The 18217-nt window shown below is 43.4% G+C and carries 13 protein-coding genes; 9 read left to right on the top strand and 4 right to left on the bottom strand.

Annotated features, from left to right (window positions below; all coding sequences use genetic code 11):
* Positions 1 to 26 precede the first annotated feature (26 nt).
* A complete protein-coding gene (locus tag GXP67_RS09920; RefSeq protein ID WP_162442992.1) occupies positions 27 to 1394 on the top strand; it encodes a hypothetical protein in 1368 nt (455 codons plus the stop codon).
* A gap of 101 nt (positions 1395 to 1495) precedes the next feature.
* Entirely contained in the window at positions 1496 to 2740 is a 1245-nt protein-coding gene (locus tag GXP67_RS09915; RefSeq protein WP_162442991.1) for a dipeptidase, read from the top strand.
* 43 nt (positions 2741 to 2783) lie between these two features.
* On the opposite strand, the gene GXP67_RS09910 is transcribed toward GXP67_RS09915, so the two are convergent.
* A protein-coding gene (locus tag GXP67_RS09910; RefSeq protein WP_162442990.1) for an IS3 family transposase occupies positions 2784 to 3940 on the bottom strand; the annotation gives its coding sequence in 2 pieces (ribosomal slippage) (positions 2784 to 3688 and positions 3688 to 3940; 1158 coding nt in all).
* 78 nt (positions 3941 to 4018) lie between these two features.
* The gene (locus tag GXP67_RS09905) at positions 4019 to 5293 is read right to left on the bottom strand and encodes an anthranilate phosphoribosyltransferase (protein WP_162442989.1); all 1275 of its coding nucleotides are present in this window, start codon (positions 5291 to 5293) and stop codon (positions 4019 to 4021) included.
* 299 nt (positions 5294 to 5592) lie between these two features.
* Between GXP67_RS09905 and GXP67_RS09900 the strand changes: the two genes are divergently transcribed.
* From GXP67_RS09900 to GXP67_RS09870, 7 genes are all read left to right on the top strand, one after another.
* A complete protein-coding gene (locus GXP67_RS09900) occupies positions 5593 to 6951 on the top strand; it encodes a NarK family nitrate/nitrite MFS transporter (RefSeq protein WP_197901669.1) in 1359 nt (452 codons plus the stop codon).
* Positions 6952 to 7049: 98 nt separating this feature from the next.
* Entirely contained in the window at positions 7050 to 8414 is a 1365-nt protein-coding gene (locus GXP67_RS09895; RefSeq protein ID WP_162442988.1) for an alginate export family protein, read from the top strand.
* A 52-nt stretch (positions 8415 to 8466) separates the two neighbouring features.
* Positions 8467 to 9729 carry a CmpA/NrtA family ABC transporter substrate-binding protein gene (locus tag GXP67_RS09890; protein WP_162442987.1) on the top strand — a complete coding sequence of 421 codons (1263 nt, stop codon included), beginning with the start codon at positions 8467 to 8469 and terminating at the stop codon, positions 9727 to 9729.
* Between the two features lie 113 nt (positions 9730 to 9842).
* Complete coding sequence (ntrB, locus tag GXP67_RS09885; RefSeq protein ID WP_162442986.1) at positions 9843 to 10700, top strand: nitrate ABC transporter permease; 858 nt, start codon at positions 9843 to 9845, stop codon at positions 10698 to 10700.
* A gap of 53 nt (positions 10701 to 10753) precedes the next feature.
* Positions 10754 to 11578, top strand: a complete 825-nt coding sequence (locus tag GXP67_RS09880; protein ID WP_162442985.1) for an ABC transporter ATP-binding protein — start codon at positions 10754 to 10756, stop codon at positions 11576 to 11578.
* Between the two features lie 51 nt (positions 11579 to 11629).
* Positions 11630 to 15139 (top strand): nitrate reductase, encoded by a 3510-nt coding sequence (locus GXP67_RS09875; protein ID WP_162442984.1) that lies wholly within the window; start codon positions 11630 to 11632, stop codon positions 15137 to 15139.
* A gap of 56 nt (positions 15140 to 15195) precedes the next feature.
* Positions 15196 to 16638: a rubredoxin domain-containing protein gene (locus GXP67_RS09870; protein ID WP_162442983.1), complete on the top strand. Its 1443-nt coding sequence runs from the start codon at positions 15196 to 15198 to the stop codon at positions 16636 to 16638.
* A 33-nt stretch (positions 16639 to 16671) separates the two neighbouring features.
* Here GXP67_RS09870 and mobA read toward each other — a convergent pair whose 3' ends face one another.
* Positions 16672 to 17247 carry a molybdenum cofactor guanylyltransferase gene (gene mobA / locus GXP67_RS09865; RefSeq protein ID WP_162442982.1) on the bottom strand — a complete coding sequence of 192 codons (576 nt, stop codon included), beginning with the start codon at positions 17245 to 17247 and terminating at the stop codon, positions 16672 to 16674.
* 106 nt (positions 17248 to 17353) lie between these two features.
* A complete protein-coding gene (locus GXP67_RS09860) occupies positions 17354 to 18103 on the bottom strand; it encodes an SIMPL domain-containing protein (RefSeq protein ID WP_197901667.1) in 750 nt (249 codons plus the stop codon).
* Between the last annotated feature and the right edge of the window lie 114 nt (positions 18104 to 18217).

The raw sequence follows: 18217 nt of genomic DNA, 5'->3' as shown, positions 1-18217 counted from the left end.
CCTTCTCACTAAATTCTTATACTCCTATGGCCAGGAAACAAAATCAAATTAAAGCCAAGGCGACAAATTCATCCCTGCCCACTCAAACCATAAAGTCGAGCCCCCTTTTTACCCGGCGCCAAATGCTGGGAATAACTGGTATGGCAGGTTTAGCGGCTATGACTGGTATCACAACTGGTGCCTTTGCGCAGACTGCTCAAAAACGGCCTCGTATCGCCTGTCTAGTCACTTATTGGGGAGCAACCAGGTCCCATGCCGACTGGATCATCACCAAACTGCTAGACGGGTATTGGTGGCAGGGTGCCCATACACCTTCAAGAGTAGAGGTGGTGTCGGTCTACATCCATCAGCTGCAGGAAAGTACACTGGGTCAAAAAATATGCAAATCCAAAAACATTCCTATCTGTAAGACAGTAGGAGAAGCGCTCACCCTGAGTGGGAAGGAACTTTTAGTGGATGGGGTGGTCATTGTAGGAGAACATGGAGAATATGCAACTGATATGAAGGGGCACTGGCTCTTGCCTCGCTGGTGGATCTACAATCAGGTGATCCGGGTTTTCGAGCAGAGCAAGCGTTCAGTGCCGGTCTTTAACGACAAACATCTTTCATACAATTGGGATGAGGCCAAGTGGATGTTTGACAAATCCCGTGAGTTGAACTTTCCCTTAACTGGTGGCTCCTCCATACCGATCTACTTCCGCAAACCCGAAATTGAACTTGAAATTGATACACCCATAAAGCATTCAATCGTGTTTGGAGGAGCAACAGACGAAGGAGCCATCTTCCATTGTATCGACGTGCTTCAGGCCTTTGTAGAGCGTCGCAAGGGCGGGGAGACAGGTGTCAGGTCGGTACAGTCCATCCGGGGGAAAGACACATGGAAGTGGGTGGAAGCGAACCCCTGGGCGGCAAAGCTGATTGATTCGGTGGCCATACGTTTTAACCTGAAGTCGGGACATTTTCAGCAGAATGAAGGGGCAAATGTGTGCATCGTAGAGTATAATGATGGAACGAAAGGGGCTGTCATTTCTGGCAAGGATGTAGGCTGGACCTACGCAGGCGAGATGGAAGGGCAACAGGAGGCGACCATTATCTCGATGCTGGATTGGCCAGGCCCATTCGACCAGTACCACGCTTCTAATGCCCAGCCGCACTGGATCACAGAAATGATGGTGACTCAAAAGGAACCATTCCCTGCCGAGCGGCTACTGCTGTCAACCGGTATTACCAATCACTATATGGAATCAAACTGGGATCATAACCGATACGCTGCCGTTGGTCGACGCATCGAAACCCCGTATTTGAATATGACCTACCGCTCAGCAAGAGGCGCACAATTCAGCCAGGGCGAGCGGCCACCGAGCCGCCCTTATATCAGGGGTTTTTCCGAATAGCTTACTCACTAAAGTGAAGTTGAACATACAAGTAAAAATGCAGATAATGTGATTGCAATGTCATTAAAAAGTAAGGAAAGAACTATTAAACTTAGATAACAATGAAACGCAGAGAGGTTATTAGGCGCCTAACGTTGTTGCCACTAGCGGGAAGTATTCCTCCATTAGAATCCTTGTCATCTCCTGTTGAGGGCACATATTTATCCCGGCAGAATGATCCAATGCCCCACTTGCATCAAGAGGCTTTTGTGATGGACGGCCATACCCATGTCATGACACGCGAGCTGCTAATGGGAACCGATATCGGCCAGCGGTATGCGGACGGAAATGTGGATCTGCCAAGGGCCAAAGAAGGCGGGCTAGATGCGATGTTTTTCTCTGTCTATACCCCTGAACACTATTATCCGGGAAGGTTCGAGGTAAAAAACACCTTCCGGGTGATAAACCTTGCCTTAGATCAGATCAACAAGAATGAGTCGATGATTGAGCTGGCACTTAACGCCTCAGACATAGAGCGGATCAACAAGAAAGGCAAGATGGCGGCTTTCCTGGATTTGGAAGGGGGCTATGACCTGGATGGAGATATACACCTGCTGAAGGCATTACATCGCTTAGGTCTACGGTCCATGCAGCTTACGGCCCATAACACAACCAATGCTTTTATTGATTCCTGCAATGATGTCAGCCGCTGGGGAGGCATTAACGATCTGGGAAAAAAGATCATCACCCAAATGAATCGTCTGGGCATGGTTATTAACGTTGCCCATGCCTCCAATGAAGCCATCCTGCAAACGGTTGAGGCAAGTACTCATCCTGTCATATACAGCCATGGCGGTTTTTATGGTATTGTACCACATCCCCGCTGTATCACTGACCAGGCGGCAAAAGCAGTTGCCTCAAAGGGAGGGGTGATTGGTATTCACTTTGGAAGCCTGTTCAACAATCCTAAATACTTCAAGTGGCAGTCGGAGCAGAAAACCTCCAGAGAGACTAAACCAACCACGGTTGGGCAAACTAATGCAAAGACAATTGAAGAGATAGATAAGCAAGTGGCCAGAGAAGTCCCCTTAAGTTTCAGGGGCACCATCCCTGATCAGTATTGGATGCATGTAGATCAGCTGGCTAGAGTGATCGACTATGGGGTAAAATTAGTTGGGGAGGATCATATGGCGATAGGTTCTGATTTAGATGGCGGTCCTGAACTGCCCCGCGAAATAAAAGACATCAGCGATTTTCCACAGATAACTATAGCGATGCAAAAGTTAGGGTACAGCGATGGGCGAATCAAAAAGATCCTGGGCTTAAACTGGCTGCGGGTAATTCGAAAGGTAACGGAGGGGAAATGAGGCAATAGTAGGCTGGGTTTCCCCCCTTATTACGAACTTTTAGTTAAGCAGCAATTTTCAATGATTGGTTTACTTTCTCGTACTCCTCAGGACTTAAATAACCTAAGGAGGAATGCCTTCGTTTTCGGTTGTACCATACCTCTATATATTGAAAAATATCTTCTTTTGCTTCTATCCGGCTTTGATAACGCCGATGATGTATCAATTCTCTTTTTAGCGTGGCAAAAAAGCTTTCTGTAGGGGCATTATCATAACAATTCCCTTTCCGGCTCATACTACAAACCATACCTGCTCGGTCAAGTAATTGCTGATAATCTTGGCTAGCATATTGAGATCCTCTATCTGAATGATGAAGTAATCCATCAGGAGGATGACGTGTTTGAGTAGCCATTTGTAATGCTCCTATTACTAATTTTCTGCTTAAATTTGCTTGCATAGACCATCCTACTATACGTCTGGAAAATAAATCCAGTACAACAGCTAAATATAGCCATCCCTCTTTAGTCCACACATAGGTAATATCAGCAGTCCATTTCTGATTCGGAACTGTTACTTTAAAGTCCTGATTTAATTTATTATTAGCCACCGGAAGCGAATGTCTGGAATCGGTAGTAATCTTAAATTTCTTTTTCCATTTTGGCTTTATTCCATTCAAACGCATTAGCCGAGCTATTCTTTTTTCTCCATACTTGAATCCATTTGCTTTTAAATGAGCGTGAATCCGGGGACTGCCATAGGTTTGCTTACTTGCTTGATGTATCTTATGGATCTCTTTAAGTAACTGCTTATTTTCTTTTGTTTTCTCGCATTCTTTCTGCTTTCGCCAAGTGTAATAACCACTTTTGGATACCTGCATCGTTCTCAATAATGCCAAAAGTGAAAACTGCCCTCTATGTTGGTGGATAAACAGGTATCTTACTGAGGGCGCTTGATGAAGATACCCATTGCCTTTTTTAAAATTTCATTCTCCTCTTTTAAACGAGAGACTTCTTTCTTTAATTGATACAGTTCTTCATCTTGGGGCTTCCCCTTGCCGGGAAAAGCTTTTTCGCCATCCTGCATTGCTTGCTGCTCCCAACGAGCGAGCATACCAGAAGTGACACCTAATTCTCTGGCAACTTGACTTTTATTGCCATTTTTTTGCAATAGCCTAACAGCCTGTTCTTTAAACTCTTTTGGATATGTTTTTCTATTAGCCATCCCTGTTATTTGTTTTGTTGGTAAATTAAGGATTAGCTTAACTTTTAGTACTTTTTAACGGGGGAAGATCAGATGTATTTATAATGAAGTAGGGTTATTGATTTGCTTATCAATCCATTCCAATCCTTTCTGGTACAAAGCAATCGCCAGATTTACCCGCAGATCGAAATCACCATTACCGGTAAAACCTTTTTCGGTAAACTTCTCAATGAGTGCAATATTATCTTCTGCAGAGAGATTCTCCACGACTTCATCTGTTTCTGCCCGGAAAGAACTGAAGCTTTCATTCGTCGCATCAAAGGTCTGGGTGATAAAAGTGCCATCTGGCTGGCATACGGCACATAAAATGCCACTGGCTTTGGCAATCGAAGGAGCAAGGGTGCCTTCCAATCCACGTTTCAGTACGATTACACCCGAAAAACCAGCCATTGCTGCCAGGTCTATCATTTTTTCCATGTAGGTGATATGAAACACAGACGTGATCAGAATCTTTGCGCCACAAGGGTTTAACACTTTTTCTAAAGTAGCCAGAAATGGCCTTTTCAAAATGAGCCTCCGGCGGTCTACCCATTGAGCCAGAGCCGGAGAAAGGGCGGCCTGGTCTAATATCCTGCCATATTCGGGAGTTGTCTCTGCCAAAGATTCGTTGTCCTGAATAAAGTTGCCACCTAGCCCTTGGTAAATATCTAATGCATTTAAGGTTAATTTCGGACCAGAAGAACGGCCAGTGCTTACAATTACCTGATATCCCATTTTTTGAAATGCCTGAGCAAGCAAAGGGGTAATCATGTAAGAGTGTTCTACCCCATCGAATGGCTCTGCTAACTGGATGATGGTTTTAGCGCCTGCAAAAGTTTCCTGAAATCCTGGTGTATAGGTGGAAAGAATTGCTTTGTATAAACCTTCATATTCTTCATCCGATTCATACCGGATACGCAGCATACTTACAGCCATTCCCCGGAAGGTTTCCCCAGGTTCTTCTGAAAAAAGATACCTCCCCAGTTGTTGCGCTTCTGCCACAGTCAGGGTTGTTGCACTGAGCAGTTTTACCCCGACAGGCTTCATTTCCGGAGGCGAATCCTGACAAAGCTGATCATATAGGCTTTCCAGGGTATGGTTTTCCTCACCGATTACCTGATACAGCAGCCTTTTTTCTTCATCTGTAGGACCTTTTGCCAGTAGCGCCCCAAAAAAAGCTCCTTTCTGAATAGGAATGGCTGCATCCGTTTGCAGGTAGCCTAAGATTTCTTCCAGCAAAGGCAGTGGCAAGGGTTTGCTGCCATGTTTCCCGATTCCGATCACTTTGATTCCTTGTACCAGGGGGTTTTCCTGTAACGAATATATACTATTCATGGCGCTAAGATAAAATTATCTATTTATTAGTTTCAGACTGATAAAATAAAATATTATAAATTATAAATATACCTATATTTTATAACGTCTTTTTAAGAAAATGATATATAAAATAAAAAAACAGGTTAAAATTTTAGGTACTTATTTCAAACTTAGGTATAATTACTCAAAAATAGGGTTAAAATTTAATGGTATAATTATTTAAAAACTCTGTACATAAAATATATAATAATTTCCTGATTATACTTTTATATCCACTAACTGATACTGTTTATAATACCTTAAACCTTGTTTGCCTTATGAATAAAATTCCTGTTAAAAAAGCGCAACGTATCGACATTTTTAATCTCTCTACACCCAGTATGCGGGCTTTCCACATCACCTGGCTCACTTTTTTTATCTGCTTCTTCGGGTGGTTTGGTATTGCCCCGCTGATGGCAGTCATACGGGAAGAACTTCACCTGACCAAATCACAGATCGGAAACATTGTAATTGCCTCTGTGGCCATTACCATTTTTGCCCGTTTGCTGGTCGGCTGGCTCTGCGACAAGTTTGGTCCCCGGATTACGTATACGATGATGCTGCTATTTGGTGCTATTCCGGTGATGTGTATTGGATTCAGCAACAGCTATGAAAGCTTCTTATTGTTCCGGCTGGCAATTGGCGTAATCGGCGCTTCTTTTGTGATTACGCAATACCACACTTCGGTGATGTTTGCCCCTAATATAGTTGGTACGGCAAATGCCACTACTGCCGGATGGGGAAACCTGGGCGGAGGAGTCACACAAATGGTAATGCCGCTTATTTTTGCCGGTTTTGTAGCGGCAGGCTATACCAGTTCCGAAGCCTGGCGGATAAGTATGGTGATTCCGGGGGTAGCTCTATTAGTAATGGCTTTTGTTTATTATTTCGGCACACAAGATACCCCAGAAGGCAATATCTCAGACCTGCGCAAAACAGACCCTGCCTATAAAGCCAAAGCTGGAGATGCTGCAGGAAGTTTCCTGCGGGCTTGCCGCGATCATCGGGTGTGGGTATTGTTTCTGGTATATGGAGCCTGTTTTGGCATAGAAATCACTATTGATAATATAGCCGCTTTATACTTCATAGATAACTTCAACTTAGGCATTAAAGAAGCCGGAATTATTGCAGGTTTGTTTGGGTTTATGAACCTGTTTGCCAGGGCGCTGGGAGGGATGTTCAGCGATAAGATCAGCAAAAAATCCGGTTTTAAAGGACGGGTAATCATACTCGGTGTATTCCTGTTGCTGGAAGGGTTAGGTATTATGCTGTTCTCTACTATGACCTACCTGCCTCTGGCTATTGCCAGTATGCTTGGTTTTGCCTTGTTTGTGAAAATGTCGAATGGGGCTACGTATGCAGTCGTGCCTTTTATCAATAAAAAAGCCCTGGGAGCGGTTTCTGGAATTGTAGGAGCCGGCGGAAATGTAGGGGCTGTGCTTGCCGGATTTTTGTTCAAAGCAGAAAATATATCCTACCGGGAAAGCTTGTTTATTATAGGTATAGCAGTGGCTGTAGTAGCTTTTATCTCCTTGCTTGCCATGATACCTTCCTTCAACTCTTCTTCTTCAGAAACAGCCGAACCTGTATTGCAACCAGTGTTAGCAGGCGAGTCTAGTGTGAAAAGATCTAACTGATTTATAAAGAAAAAACCCTGAAAAGATCTGCCAATCCTTCAGGGCCAATGTTTGATTGATCATTTTAAATTATCGCTAACTTAAAACTGTACAAATCTATGCAAAAAAAGTTACATAGCCAACTGCTCAGTGGGCTAGTATTCCTGTTACTGTATTGTAATACGGCACAAGCACAGTTTTCGCTGACAGGACAACTTCGCACCCGGTCTGAGCTGCGGGACGGACAAGGAACTTTATCAGGTAAAGGAGCGGTTCCGGCTTTTTTTACTTCCCAGCGCACCCGGCTCAATTTCGGATATACCGGGCACCGTTTCAAATTATTTACTGCTGTTCAGGATGTACGGGTATGGGGACAGGATGCCTCTTCTATCAACCGGAATACTCTGGATGCCAACGATGGACTCATGATTCATGAAGCCTGGGGCGAAATTATGCTGCTGGACACAAGCGCTTCTATTGAGAATCTTTCCCTAAAAATTGGCCGTCAGGAACTGGTATATGATGATGTACGGCTGCTCGGAAACCTGGATTGGTTGCAACAGGCAAGGCGGCATGATATGGCTTTACTCAAGCTGGAAGATCACGGCTGGATGGCGCATCTGGGTGTTGCATTTAATCAGAACCGGGAATTAAAAGCAGGCAGTGTTTATAATGGAACGCCTACCGGTTATACAGCTGGCACCAATGGCATCGGGACATTATACAAATCCATGCAGTTTGTATACCTGGGTCGTAAATTTCCTACAGGCAATGCTTCTTTTCTCTTCCTGAAAGATGATTTTAATAAATATCACCTAGAAGAAACCAGTAAAGTATACGACAGAGGGGTGTGGAGCCGCTTAACAACCGGCGCATATATTTCTACCAATGTGTTTAAGAAATTAAGTCTGACGGCCAGCGCTTATTATCAGACAGGGAAAGACAAGGATGGAAATAAACTAAATGCTTATTTGCTCTCGGCGTATACACTATATCCGGTTAGCAAAAAGCTGAATATTGGTCCTGGTATTGACTATACCTCTGGTAACAATGCCACAAGTACAGGAACTACCAACCGCCAGTTTGACCCGCTGTACGGAACGCCACATAAATTCTGGGGAGGCATGGATTATTTCTACGTAGCCGACGGATTCGGGAAAAATGGCCTGGTAGATTATTACCTCCGAGGCCGTTATAAAGCCAGTGCTAAATTATTAATCTCTGTAGATGCTCATCAGTTTACCGCTTCCAACAAAGTACTCAGTGGCGATGGCATAGAACTCGACCGGAATTTTGGTACTGAACTGGACCTAATCGCTACCTATAACCTGACCAAGATCATTACGATAGAGGGAGGTTATTCCAATTTCTTCGCTACGCCAACACTTGCTTCCTCTGGTGTAAAAAATGTAGCCAATGCCGATTTACAGGCTAACTGGGCATACCTGATGATCAACATAAAACCAGATTTTCTCAATAAGTAGTTCGGGTACGCTTGTATCTGTTACACATTTCCTATTCCCTTAAACCAAAGATATGAAACCAAGATATTTTTCTATACAAACACTATTTACACTGCTATTTATAGCGCTGTTTTTGCATATTTCTACTTCCTGTAGCAATAGTTCGGCTACCAATAATGATACCTCTTCAGCAGAAGAAACAACAGCCACTACTTCCAAAAAAATCACCCTTGGAATTATTCCACTTACCGATTGTGCGCCACTGGTAATTGCTCATGAAAAAGGGTATTTCAAAAAATACGGTTTAGATGTAGAAATTTCTAAAGAAGCATCCTGGGCAAATGTCCGTGATAAGATTTTAACCGGCGAACTGGATGGTGCCCACTGCTTGTTCGGAATGCCTTTCTCTGTGTATACCGGCGTGGGTGGAAAAGCTGGCTCAGAAATGCATATTGCCATGATCCTCAATAATAACGGGCAGGCAATTACCCTATCTAAAGACTTTTGTGGAGAGGTGGATTTTCAAAAAAACGATGGCGTAGCTGCTGCGGTAGAAAAAATGAAAACCAAAAAAGAACCCACCTTCGCCATGACTTTCCCTGGTGGTACGCACGATATCTGGCTGCGCTACTGGCTGGCAGCTTCTGGTGTAGATCAAAGCAAAGTAAAAATCATCACCATTCCTCCGCCACAAATGGTAGCCAATATGAAAGTAGGCAATATGGATGGTTTTTGTGTAGGCGAACCCTGGAACCAGGTAGCCGTGAAACAAGGCATTGGATTTACCCACCTTTCCACCCAGGACATCTGGAAAAATCATCCGGAAAAAGCCCTGGTGGTAAATAAAGACTTCAGCAGCGGCCGCCGGGAAGATATGAAGAAAGTAATGAAAGCTGTACTGGAAGCATCTATATGGCTAGATGATATGAAAAACCGGGCTGAAGCAGCTGAAATCATTGGTAAGCCTTCTTATGTAAATGCGCCTGAGAAAGAAATTGAAGCCCGTCTGATGGGAAACTACGATTTGGGTTGCGATTATGGCACCCATACCTACACAGATGACTATATGCTCTACCACAACAAAGGCTTGGTCAATTATCCACGTAAATCGCATGGCATCTGGTACATGAATCAATATGTACGCTTCGAATATTTGAAACAGGCTCCGAATTATAAAGAAGTGGCCGACAAACTCATTTTGCAGGATGTGTATGCAGAAGTAGCTAAAGAAATGGGAATTGCTATTCCGGAAGATGATATGCAGCCTTTCACCCTTACTCTGGATAAAACCACCTTTGATCCAAATAACCCCGATGGTGGTTTGGCCAAAAAGTAACAATAATGAATGTCGAACAAGGAATTTAGAATTAAGAAGTTTCTATTTCAACATTCTTCATTCCTTGTTCAGTGTTCGAAACCCGATCAACTATAATCATTACCCTAATAGTCATGAAAAGTCAAACAATAGCCTCTGATATAGAACTGGAATCAGCGAAGATTAGCCCTAAAATCTGGGATAAAACCCTGGTTAAAAAGCTAACTGCTTTCGGAAAATCTTCTGCCTTTACCCTGGGAGGATTTGGTATCCTTATCATTTTGTGGTACATAATCAGCAAACTGACCACTGATGCTTTGCCTGGGCCTTATGCTACGCTTACTGTATTGTGGGAAATGCTCAAAGACCCATTTTATGACTATGGGCCGAATGACAAAGGCATTGCTTTACAATTAATTAGTTCACTGGGGAAAGTATTCCTGGGTTTTGGCCTGGGTTCACTGGTAGCGATTCCGGTAGGTATTGTAATGGGAGCAAATCCATTCTGTAAGAAACTGTTTTATCCCATTGTACAAATTTTAAAGCCTGTATCTCCCTTGGCCTGGTTTCCTATTGGACTTGCTGTATTTCAGTCTGCCAGTACTGCTACCATCTTCATCATTTTCATTACCTCACTCTGGTCAACGTTAATTAACACCGCTTTTGGCGTGGGTTCTATTCCCGAAGATCATAAAAATGTAGCCAAAGCGTTTGGATTTTCTACCCGCCGCTACATTACTAAAATTCTGATTCCCTACAGTCTTCCTCATATTATTACCGGTCTTCGCCTGAGTATTAGTGTAGCCTGGCTGGTGATTGTGGCGGGGGAAATGTTATCTGGGGGTTTAGGGATCGGGTTCTTTGTGTGGGATAGCTGGAATGCCTTGAGCCTGGAAAAAGTAATTTCTGCCATTCTCATCATTGGCCTGGTCGGTTTGATGCTCGACAGATTATTTACCCTTCTGGAAAAAAGATTTTCATATGCAAGTTAGTCAGTAGTAGAATTGAAAATTGACTATTGGCTAATCAACTAATGATTAAAACTATGAGTTACGTAGAAATAAAAGATATGGAGATTGCCTTCTCCACCCCCAAAGGCAGATTTGTTGCCGTTAAAAATATTAACCTGGATATTCAGAAAGGAGAAATTGTTTCCATTATTGGGCATTCTGGCTGTGGTAAATCTACCATCATGAATGCCATTGGCGGCATGGTAACACCAACGAGAGGTGAAGTTACTATTCAGGGCAAAACCGTAAAAGGTCCTGGTCCGGACAGAGGTATTGTATTCCAGAACTATTCTTTACTTCCCTGGCTATCAGTGTATGAAAACATATTTGAAGCTGTAGATGCCGCTTTGAAAAATACCTCCAGAGTCGAAAAAAAGGAAATTGTAGAGAAGTACATTCGGATGGTAGGCTTATCGTCACACCGGGAGAAACTGCCCAAACAAATTTCCGGCGGCATGAAACAAAGAGTAGCCATTGCCAGAGCCTTTGCCATTAACCCCGATGTATTATTACTCGATGAACCTTTCGGTGCCTTGGATGCCCTCACCAAAGGCTCGATGCACATCGAGTTATTAAAACTCTGGAACCTGGATAACCGCAGCAAAACCATTGTAATGGTAACACATGATATTGAAGAAGCAATCTTCCTGTCAGATAGAATTGTAGTAATGACTGATGGCCCTGCTGCTATGATCCGGGAAATTGAAGAGGTACACCTGCCCAGACCCAGGAACAAAAAAGATATTGTGAATATGCCTGAGTACAAAATTATCCGCGACCGCTTACTGAGCCTGCTCATGGATAAGGTAGAAATAGATGCCACAGACTTTTATAAAGCGCCTAAAGTGGAGATAGTATAGCCACCGGTTCAATAGTCATTGTAGAATTACTTTTCAGCAGAAACGATAGCTATGTCATTAATCAAACAACAAACCTATAAAACGACCTGCTCCTACTGTGGGGTGGGTTGTGGCATGCTCGTACACAAGGATTACAAAGGTGGTCTGAAAGTAGAAGGTGATCCGGAGCATCCAGGCAGCCAGGGTATGTTGTGTTCCAAAGGCATGAACCTGCACTATACCGCTCTGGATACTTCCGACCGGCTATTATATCCAGAAATGCGCTGGAACCGCAATAGTCCTTTGCAACGGGTAAGCTGGGATACAGCCCTGGACAGAGCAGCTGCTGTTTTTAAAACTTTAATTCACAAATACGGACCAGATTCTGTCGGTTTCTATGTATCCGGCCAGTGCCTGACAGAAGAATATTATATTGCTAACAAACTCATGAAAGGCTTTATTGGCAGCAATAACATTGATACCAATTCCCGTTTGTGCATGAGTTCGGCTGTAGTAGCGTATAAAATGGCCCTGGGCGAAGATTCTGTGCCGGTAAGTTATGACGATATTGAACTGGCGGATTGTTTTCTGATCACCGGAGCAAATCCAGCCTGGTGCCATCCCATTATTTTCCGTCGCCTGGAAGCACATAAAGCCAAAAATCCCGATGTGAAAATTATTGTGGTAGATCCCCGTAAAACCCAGACCACTTCTCTTGCCGACCTGCATTTTCAGATCAACCCTGGAACAGATATTGTCTTATACAATGCCATTGGCCGGGGGCTCATTGAACGGGATAAAATCGACAAAGAATTTATTCAGAATCATACGGAGGGATTTAACAGCTACCGTGAAAAAGTAATGCAGCGGACCATTAAAGAAGCGGCCAAAATTTGCGGGGTAAAAGCAGATGATATTTACTGGGCTGTGGAATACATTGGCCGTTCACAGGGGTTTATTTCGATGTGGGCGATGGGCCTGAACCAGAGTGTGATTGGGGTGAACAAAAATTTTGGACTCATCAACTTATCTCTGATCACCGGAAAAATCGGGAAACCAGGTTCCGGGCCTTTTTCGCTGACCGGCCAACCGAATGCGATGGGTGGGAGAGAAGTAGGTGGATTAAGTACCATGCTGGCCGCTCACCGGGATCTGAAAAATCCACAACACCGACAGGAGGTGGCTGATTACTGGGGCGTACCTTCCGTTCCGGAAAAACCAGGATATACAGCTACAGAAATGTTTGAAGCGCTACGGACTGGAAAAATGAAAGCCGTATGGATCGTTTGCACCAATCCCATGGTGAGTTTGCCTAACTCAAAAGTAGTAGAAGAAGCCTTGCAAAATGCCAGATTTGTAGTGGTACAGGATATTTCTGCCAATGCAGATACAGTGAAATACGCCGATCTGGTATTACCGGCTGCTGCCTGGGCTGAAAAAACCGGCACCATGACCAATTCTGAACGCCGCATTAGTTATTTGAATAAAATCATTGATCCGCCAGGGGAAGCCTTGCCAGATGTAGAGATTTTGTGCCGCTTTGCCCAGAAAATGGGCTTTGGCGATAGTTTTACCTATTCTGATATTTCTGAGATTTATGCCGAGCATGCCGGGCTTACCAAAGGTACCCGGATTGATGTAAGCGGATTAAGTCATGCCAGGCTACAGGCAGAAGGTACGTTTCAGTGGCCGGTGCCTACTGCCGATTCTCCGGGTACACCCAGGTTATTTACCGATCACCAGTTTTACACCACTACCAAACGGGCTACCATTCATACAGTTCCCGACGAAAACTTATCTGAGCCTCCTACAGAGGATTATCCCTTAATATTAACCACCGGCCGCATCCGTGACCAGTGGCATACCATGACCAAAACTGGTAAGGTAAATAAACTCAGGCAACACATAGACCGTCCATTTCTGGAGATTCATCCGGCAGATGCAAAAGCCAGAAATATTTCAGAAGGTGCGCCTGTGACTATTCATAATTCCTTTGGTAATGTCCAGGTCAATGCAAAAATTACAGATACCGTGAAAAAAGGAGTGGTTTTTTTGCCGATGCACTGGGGAAAAATATTAAACCAGTCTACCGGACGGACTAATAATCTGACCACAACTTTAATCGATCCCATATCGAAAGAGCCGGATTTTAAGTTTGCGACAGTACAAGTAGAGAAGTATATTAAGCCTAAGCAAAAAATTATTGTGATTGGTGCCGGTGCAGCGGCTTCCAGGTTTGTAAGTGCGTACCGGGAATTAAACGGACAGGATGAGATTCATGTGTTCAGCCGGGAAGTAATTCCTTTTTATAACCGGGTAATGCTGCCAGATTATATTAGCGGCCTAATGCCATGGGAAAAACTCATTAAACTTCGCCGGGAAGAACACGAAAAACTGAATGTGCATTTGCATAACGGCATATCTGTACAATCTGTCGACCGCGAAAAGAAAACAGTTTTGGATACCGAAGACAATACACACACCTATGACCTGCTCTTGCTGGCAACCGGGAGTAGTGCCGCCTTACCCAAGAATTTAAATACCGATATGGATGGTGTTTTTACGATGCGTACCCGTCAGGATGCCGATTTACTCAAAGCATATACAGATATAGGAAGCCATGTAGTAATTGTAGGAGGAGGTTTGCTGGGACTGGAACTGGCCGCCTCTTTACGGGAGCTATCCAGAAATGTAACCCTTATTCAGCGGGTTTCCCAGCTCATGAACCGTCAACTGGACAATGTAGCTAGCGATCTGCTCCATGAAGAAATGACTGACAGAGGTGTGGATATTTATTACAACGACCAGATAAAATACCTTACCGGTAAAGACCGAATACAAGGTGTAAGACTTGCCAGCGGACGCACCATTGATTGTGATGCCCTTGTATTTGCCATTGGCACCACTCCCAATATGGATCTTGCCAGACAAGCCGGATTACAAACCAACAGAGGTATTATCGTAAATGAATACATGCAAACCAGTGATTCCAGTATTTTTGCGATGGGTGAGATAGCGGAGTTCCAGGGTGCTATGTATGGAATTACTGCCGCTGCTGAAGAACAGGCTGATGTGATATGTAAATATCTCAACGGCGACTGGCTAAGCTATTATAAAGGCTCTTTATCCATGAATATTCTGAAAATGGAAGGGCTGAATTTATGTTCAATCGGTATGGTGGAGGTTCCGGCAAACGGAAAAGGATATGAGGAAGTGATATTTATTGACAAATCGAAGCGGTACTATAAAAAATGCATCATTCACCAGGACAGACTGGTAGGTGCTATTCTATTCGGCGATAAATCTGAATTTATTGAATTCAAGGAGCTAATTGCCAATCAAACCGAGCTTTCAGAGAAACGGCTGCAATTGCTTCGCTCTGGCAAACCAGGCGGAGGAGGCGTGGTAGGAAAACTGATTTGCTCCTGCAATAATGTGGGAGAAGGTAATATTCAGAAAGCGGTTCAGGAAGGATGTGCCCAGTTAACAGATGTTTGTAAATCTACCGGAGCCGGCATGGGCTGTGGCAGTTGCAAACCAGAGGTGAAAGCAATACTGGAGAAGTCACTGGCAGCAGTGTAAATTAATGAATAATGAACAAGGGATGTCGAATGAAGAAGAACGTTAGGTAAGCTGATATGAAAAATTATATAAACCTTCGCCTGTTCACCAATGGCGGCATTATTTCACCGGAAGAACTGAGAAAAATCATTCAGGTAGCCAGCGTAAGTGGTTGCAAATCTATCTTTCCTGGTTCCAGGCAGGAATTGTATTTGCAGGTACCTCAGAATTATTTAGATGTGGCAGAAGCAGAACTACGCAGGCTTGCCATTTCGTATGCACAGGTTGGCGATTCTGCAGAAAATATTGTTACTTCTTTTGCAGCACTGGAAATATTACCCACTACTGCCTGGTTGCTGGGCGATGCCTATCTGGATATTCTGGATTCTTTCACCTATCAGCCAACACTCAAAATCAACCTTGTAGATCCCCTGCAAAACCTGGTTCCATTATTTACCGGCGAGCTGAATTTTATTGCTTCCTCGTATCCACGATACTGGTACTTGCATGTGCATTTATCAAGGTTTGGGAAAGGACAAATCTGGCCGGTGTTGATAGATGGAGATGATATTGGCCTTCTAAGCAAACTGATTGAAACCATATATATAAAGCAGCAGCCGGATTCCATCCAAAGTTTATATCTGACAGTATCGCAGCAATTCACCAGTAGAACAAGACCTTATGAAGAAGAAATTGAACTAACGCATTCTGATTTTCCTATTATAGAAGGTATGCACAGAACCGGAAATTCATACTGGCTTGGAATCTATCGCCGGAATCAATCCTATTCACTCGAATTTCTGGATGCTTTATATGCGCAATGTATTCAAACTAAAATCGGTAAAATTAATATAACACCGCATAAAACCTTTCTGATTACAGATATTAAAGGGGAAAGTGTACGCCAGTGGGAAAAAATGCTGGGCAGGTATCAAATCAATATTCACCATTCGGCACTGGAATTAAACTGGCAACTGCCAGACCTGGATCAGGAAGCTATTCAATTAAAGAATACCTGGGTAAGAGAACTGGACGAAAAAGAAGTAAGTACAGCAGGACTCAGTTTTGCTATACAAACCCAACCGATGGCTGTGTTTACGCCGGTTATCATTAAACCCACGCAGGAAGGAAATGCAGCCGGTTACGATATTTTATATACAACTGATTTTACTACACATTCGCAGGCCTGGGAAGTATTTGCTAGCAATGTTCCTGTACAGCAGGTAGCTTCCATATTAATGGACCTTTGCCAGGTATATTATACCCAGTTGGGTGAATCTTTGCCTGTAAGCCATCCGGAAGAAGCAGCTTCACTCGTACACATTCACGAAGTATACCAATGCCCCAATTGCCTGACTGTGTATGATCCGGTGTATGGTGATGCTATGGCTGGTATTAGTGCTGGTGTGCATTTTCAGGATTTGCTGGAAGCCTATGTATGTAGTTTATGTGATACACCCAAAAGTAGTTTCACCCTGACTACACTTGCAGAAAATATGGGTTCTCACAGCAAAGCATAGCAAATTGTAGCTACAATACGTCTGATTATCAATCTATTTTTGAATTTGCTGTAATTCTGCGAAGGTATTGATATTGGCAAAAAACCGGGCATCAAATCCTGCTTTGTCGGCTGGCCACTCTTTAAAGTGAAAACGCCTGATGGCTTCCTGCATTTTCCAGACTTTAGTTGTAATCAACTCTTCTACTTTAATATTAATTTGTTTGTTATAATGGGCACATAGCGGGTGCCATTGTCCATGGATGGATGGAACCACAATTTCATATCCTGCAGCTTCCAGAAGCAATTGCTGCAACACCTGGGAAGAAATAAAAGGCATGTCACAGGCAAGCATTAGATTACTGGAAGTTATACTGTGCTTCAAGCCAGTGTAAATTCCTCCTAAGGGACCAGTATCTGTATAGATATCCGAATAAACCGGAATGCCCAAATAATCATATACGTTTGTATTACTAATAACAATGAGATGCTGGCAAACCGGCTGTAAGGCTTGTATCACCCATTCTATCATCTTTTTACCCTGTATCTCTGCCAGACCTTTTTCAAATCCCATTCTCGAACTCTTTCCTCCGGCCAGTACAATACCAGTTGTTTCAGATCCTGATTTCATAGTGATTGATTCAATTGCATCACATAAATATAAAGCAAAAAGGATAAATTCAGCTATCGACTGAACTTATCCTTTTCAAATCTGGCTTAAAATTGCCAACGAAAGATTACTTGATAGCAAATACCGCCCGTACTTCGTAACGGATTTTAATCTTACGAAAATCAATTTCTGGTTCGGCTGCCTGTTCCATTACGTCACCCGCCGCTTTAGACATCATCATTTGGTTAGATTCCCTGTACATCGGGTAGGGGATAGGATAGCCATCGTTGCCGCCCAGTTCCTGAATCTCAAGCACGCCGCCTACCTGCTCACCGATACCTTGTAACAGATAGGCCGCTTTATCTTTAGCTGCCTGTAAAGCTTTTGTTTTAATGTCTTTGCGGAATTGCTCAATTTTGGAATGCTCGTAGCGGCTAATGTTCACGTATTCAATACCTTTGGCATCCACTTTTGACATAATTTCGTCCACTTTTGCCAGATTATTCATTTTTAACACATAGCGCTTGCTTTCCAGAAAATCCACTGGTTTTTTGCGCCCTGCCCAGTACCGGTAGCCAGAAATATTTTCGATCTGGAAATTATCTTTGGGCACACCAGCGGCATTTACAGCGGCTTGCAATTGTTTCTCCAGTTCGGTAATTTCTACCTTGTTTTTGTCCTTATCTTTAAAATATTCCCGCAGGGAGATAGAAAAATATATTTCATCGGGAATTACTTCCATTTCGGCAGAGCCGGTAACTTCGATTTTTTTCATATTTGGGAATGAAGGCTGTACTTGCGCTTGAGCGGCTGTGGAAATCAAATATAATCCGGCAAATAAAATTCCAGAAAAAACATTCATAAATAGGCGTTTCATAAATTGTTGTTAATTTGGGTTGTTTACTGGTAAGATGCAACAACAATGCCTATTCCATAAGTGAAATTTTTTTTTCTCAGAAGGGCAGCCTGAAACGGAGAAATAGAAAGCTAA

This window comes from Rhodocytophaga rosea (assembly GCF_010119975.1).
GTDB classification, from domain to species: domain Bacteria; phylum Bacteroidota; class Bacteroidia; order Cytophagales; family 172606-1; genus Rhodocytophaga; species Rhodocytophaga rosea.
This window is presented reverse-complemented; position numbering and strand designations above follow the sequence as displayed.

What these genes read in the sequence shown, in the direction of transcription:
- mobA (WP_162442982.1), bottom strand. Translation starts at nt 17,247, where the DNA reads ATGAAATCAGGATCTGAAACAACTGGTATTGTACTGGCCGGAGGAAAG.
- GXP67_RS09915 (WP_162442991.1), top strand. Translation starts at nt 1,496, where the DNA reads ATGAAACGCAGAGAGGTTATTAGGCGCCTAACGTTGTTGCCACTAGCG.
- GXP67_RS09895 (WP_162442988.1), top strand. Translation starts at nt 7,050, where the DNA reads ATGCAAAAAAAGTTACATAGCCAACTGCTCAGTGGGCTAGTATTCCTG.
- GXP67_RS09875 (WP_162442984.1), top strand. Translation starts at nt 11,630, where the DNA reads ATGTCATTAATCAAACAACAAACCTATAAAACGACCTGCTCCTACTGT.
- GXP67_RS09900 (WP_197901669.1), top strand. Translation starts at nt 5,593, where the DNA reads ATGAATAAAATTCCTGTTAAAAAAGCGCAACGTATCGACATTTTTAAT.
- GXP67_RS09860 (WP_197901667.1), bottom strand. Translation starts at nt 18,103, where the DNA reads ATGAAACGCCTATTTATGAATGTTTTTTCTGGAATTTTATTTGCCGGA.
- GXP67_RS09870 (WP_162442983.1), top strand. Translation starts at nt 15,196, where the DNA reads ATGAAAAATTATATAAACCTTCGCCTGTTCACCAATGGCGGCATTATT.
- GXP67_RS09890 (WP_162442987.1), top strand. Translation starts at nt 8,467, where the DNA reads ATGAAACCAAGATATTTTTCTATACAAACACTATTTACACTGCTATTT.
- ntrB (WP_162442986.1), top strand. Translation starts at nt 9,843, where the DNA reads ATGAAAAGTCAAACAATAGCCTCTGATATAGAACTGGAATCAGCGAAG.
- GXP67_RS09905 (WP_162442989.1), bottom strand. Translation starts at nt 5,293, where the DNA reads ATGAATAGTATATATTCGTTACAGGAAAACCCCCTGGTACAAGGAATC.
- GXP67_RS09920 (WP_162442992.1), top strand. Translation starts at nt 27, where the DNA reads ATGGCCAGGAAACAAAATCAAATTAAAGCCAAGGCGACAAATTCATCC.
- GXP67_RS09880 (WP_162442985.1), top strand. Translation starts at nt 10,754, where the DNA reads ATGAGTTACGTAGAAATAAAAGATATGGAGATTGCCTTCTCCACCCCC.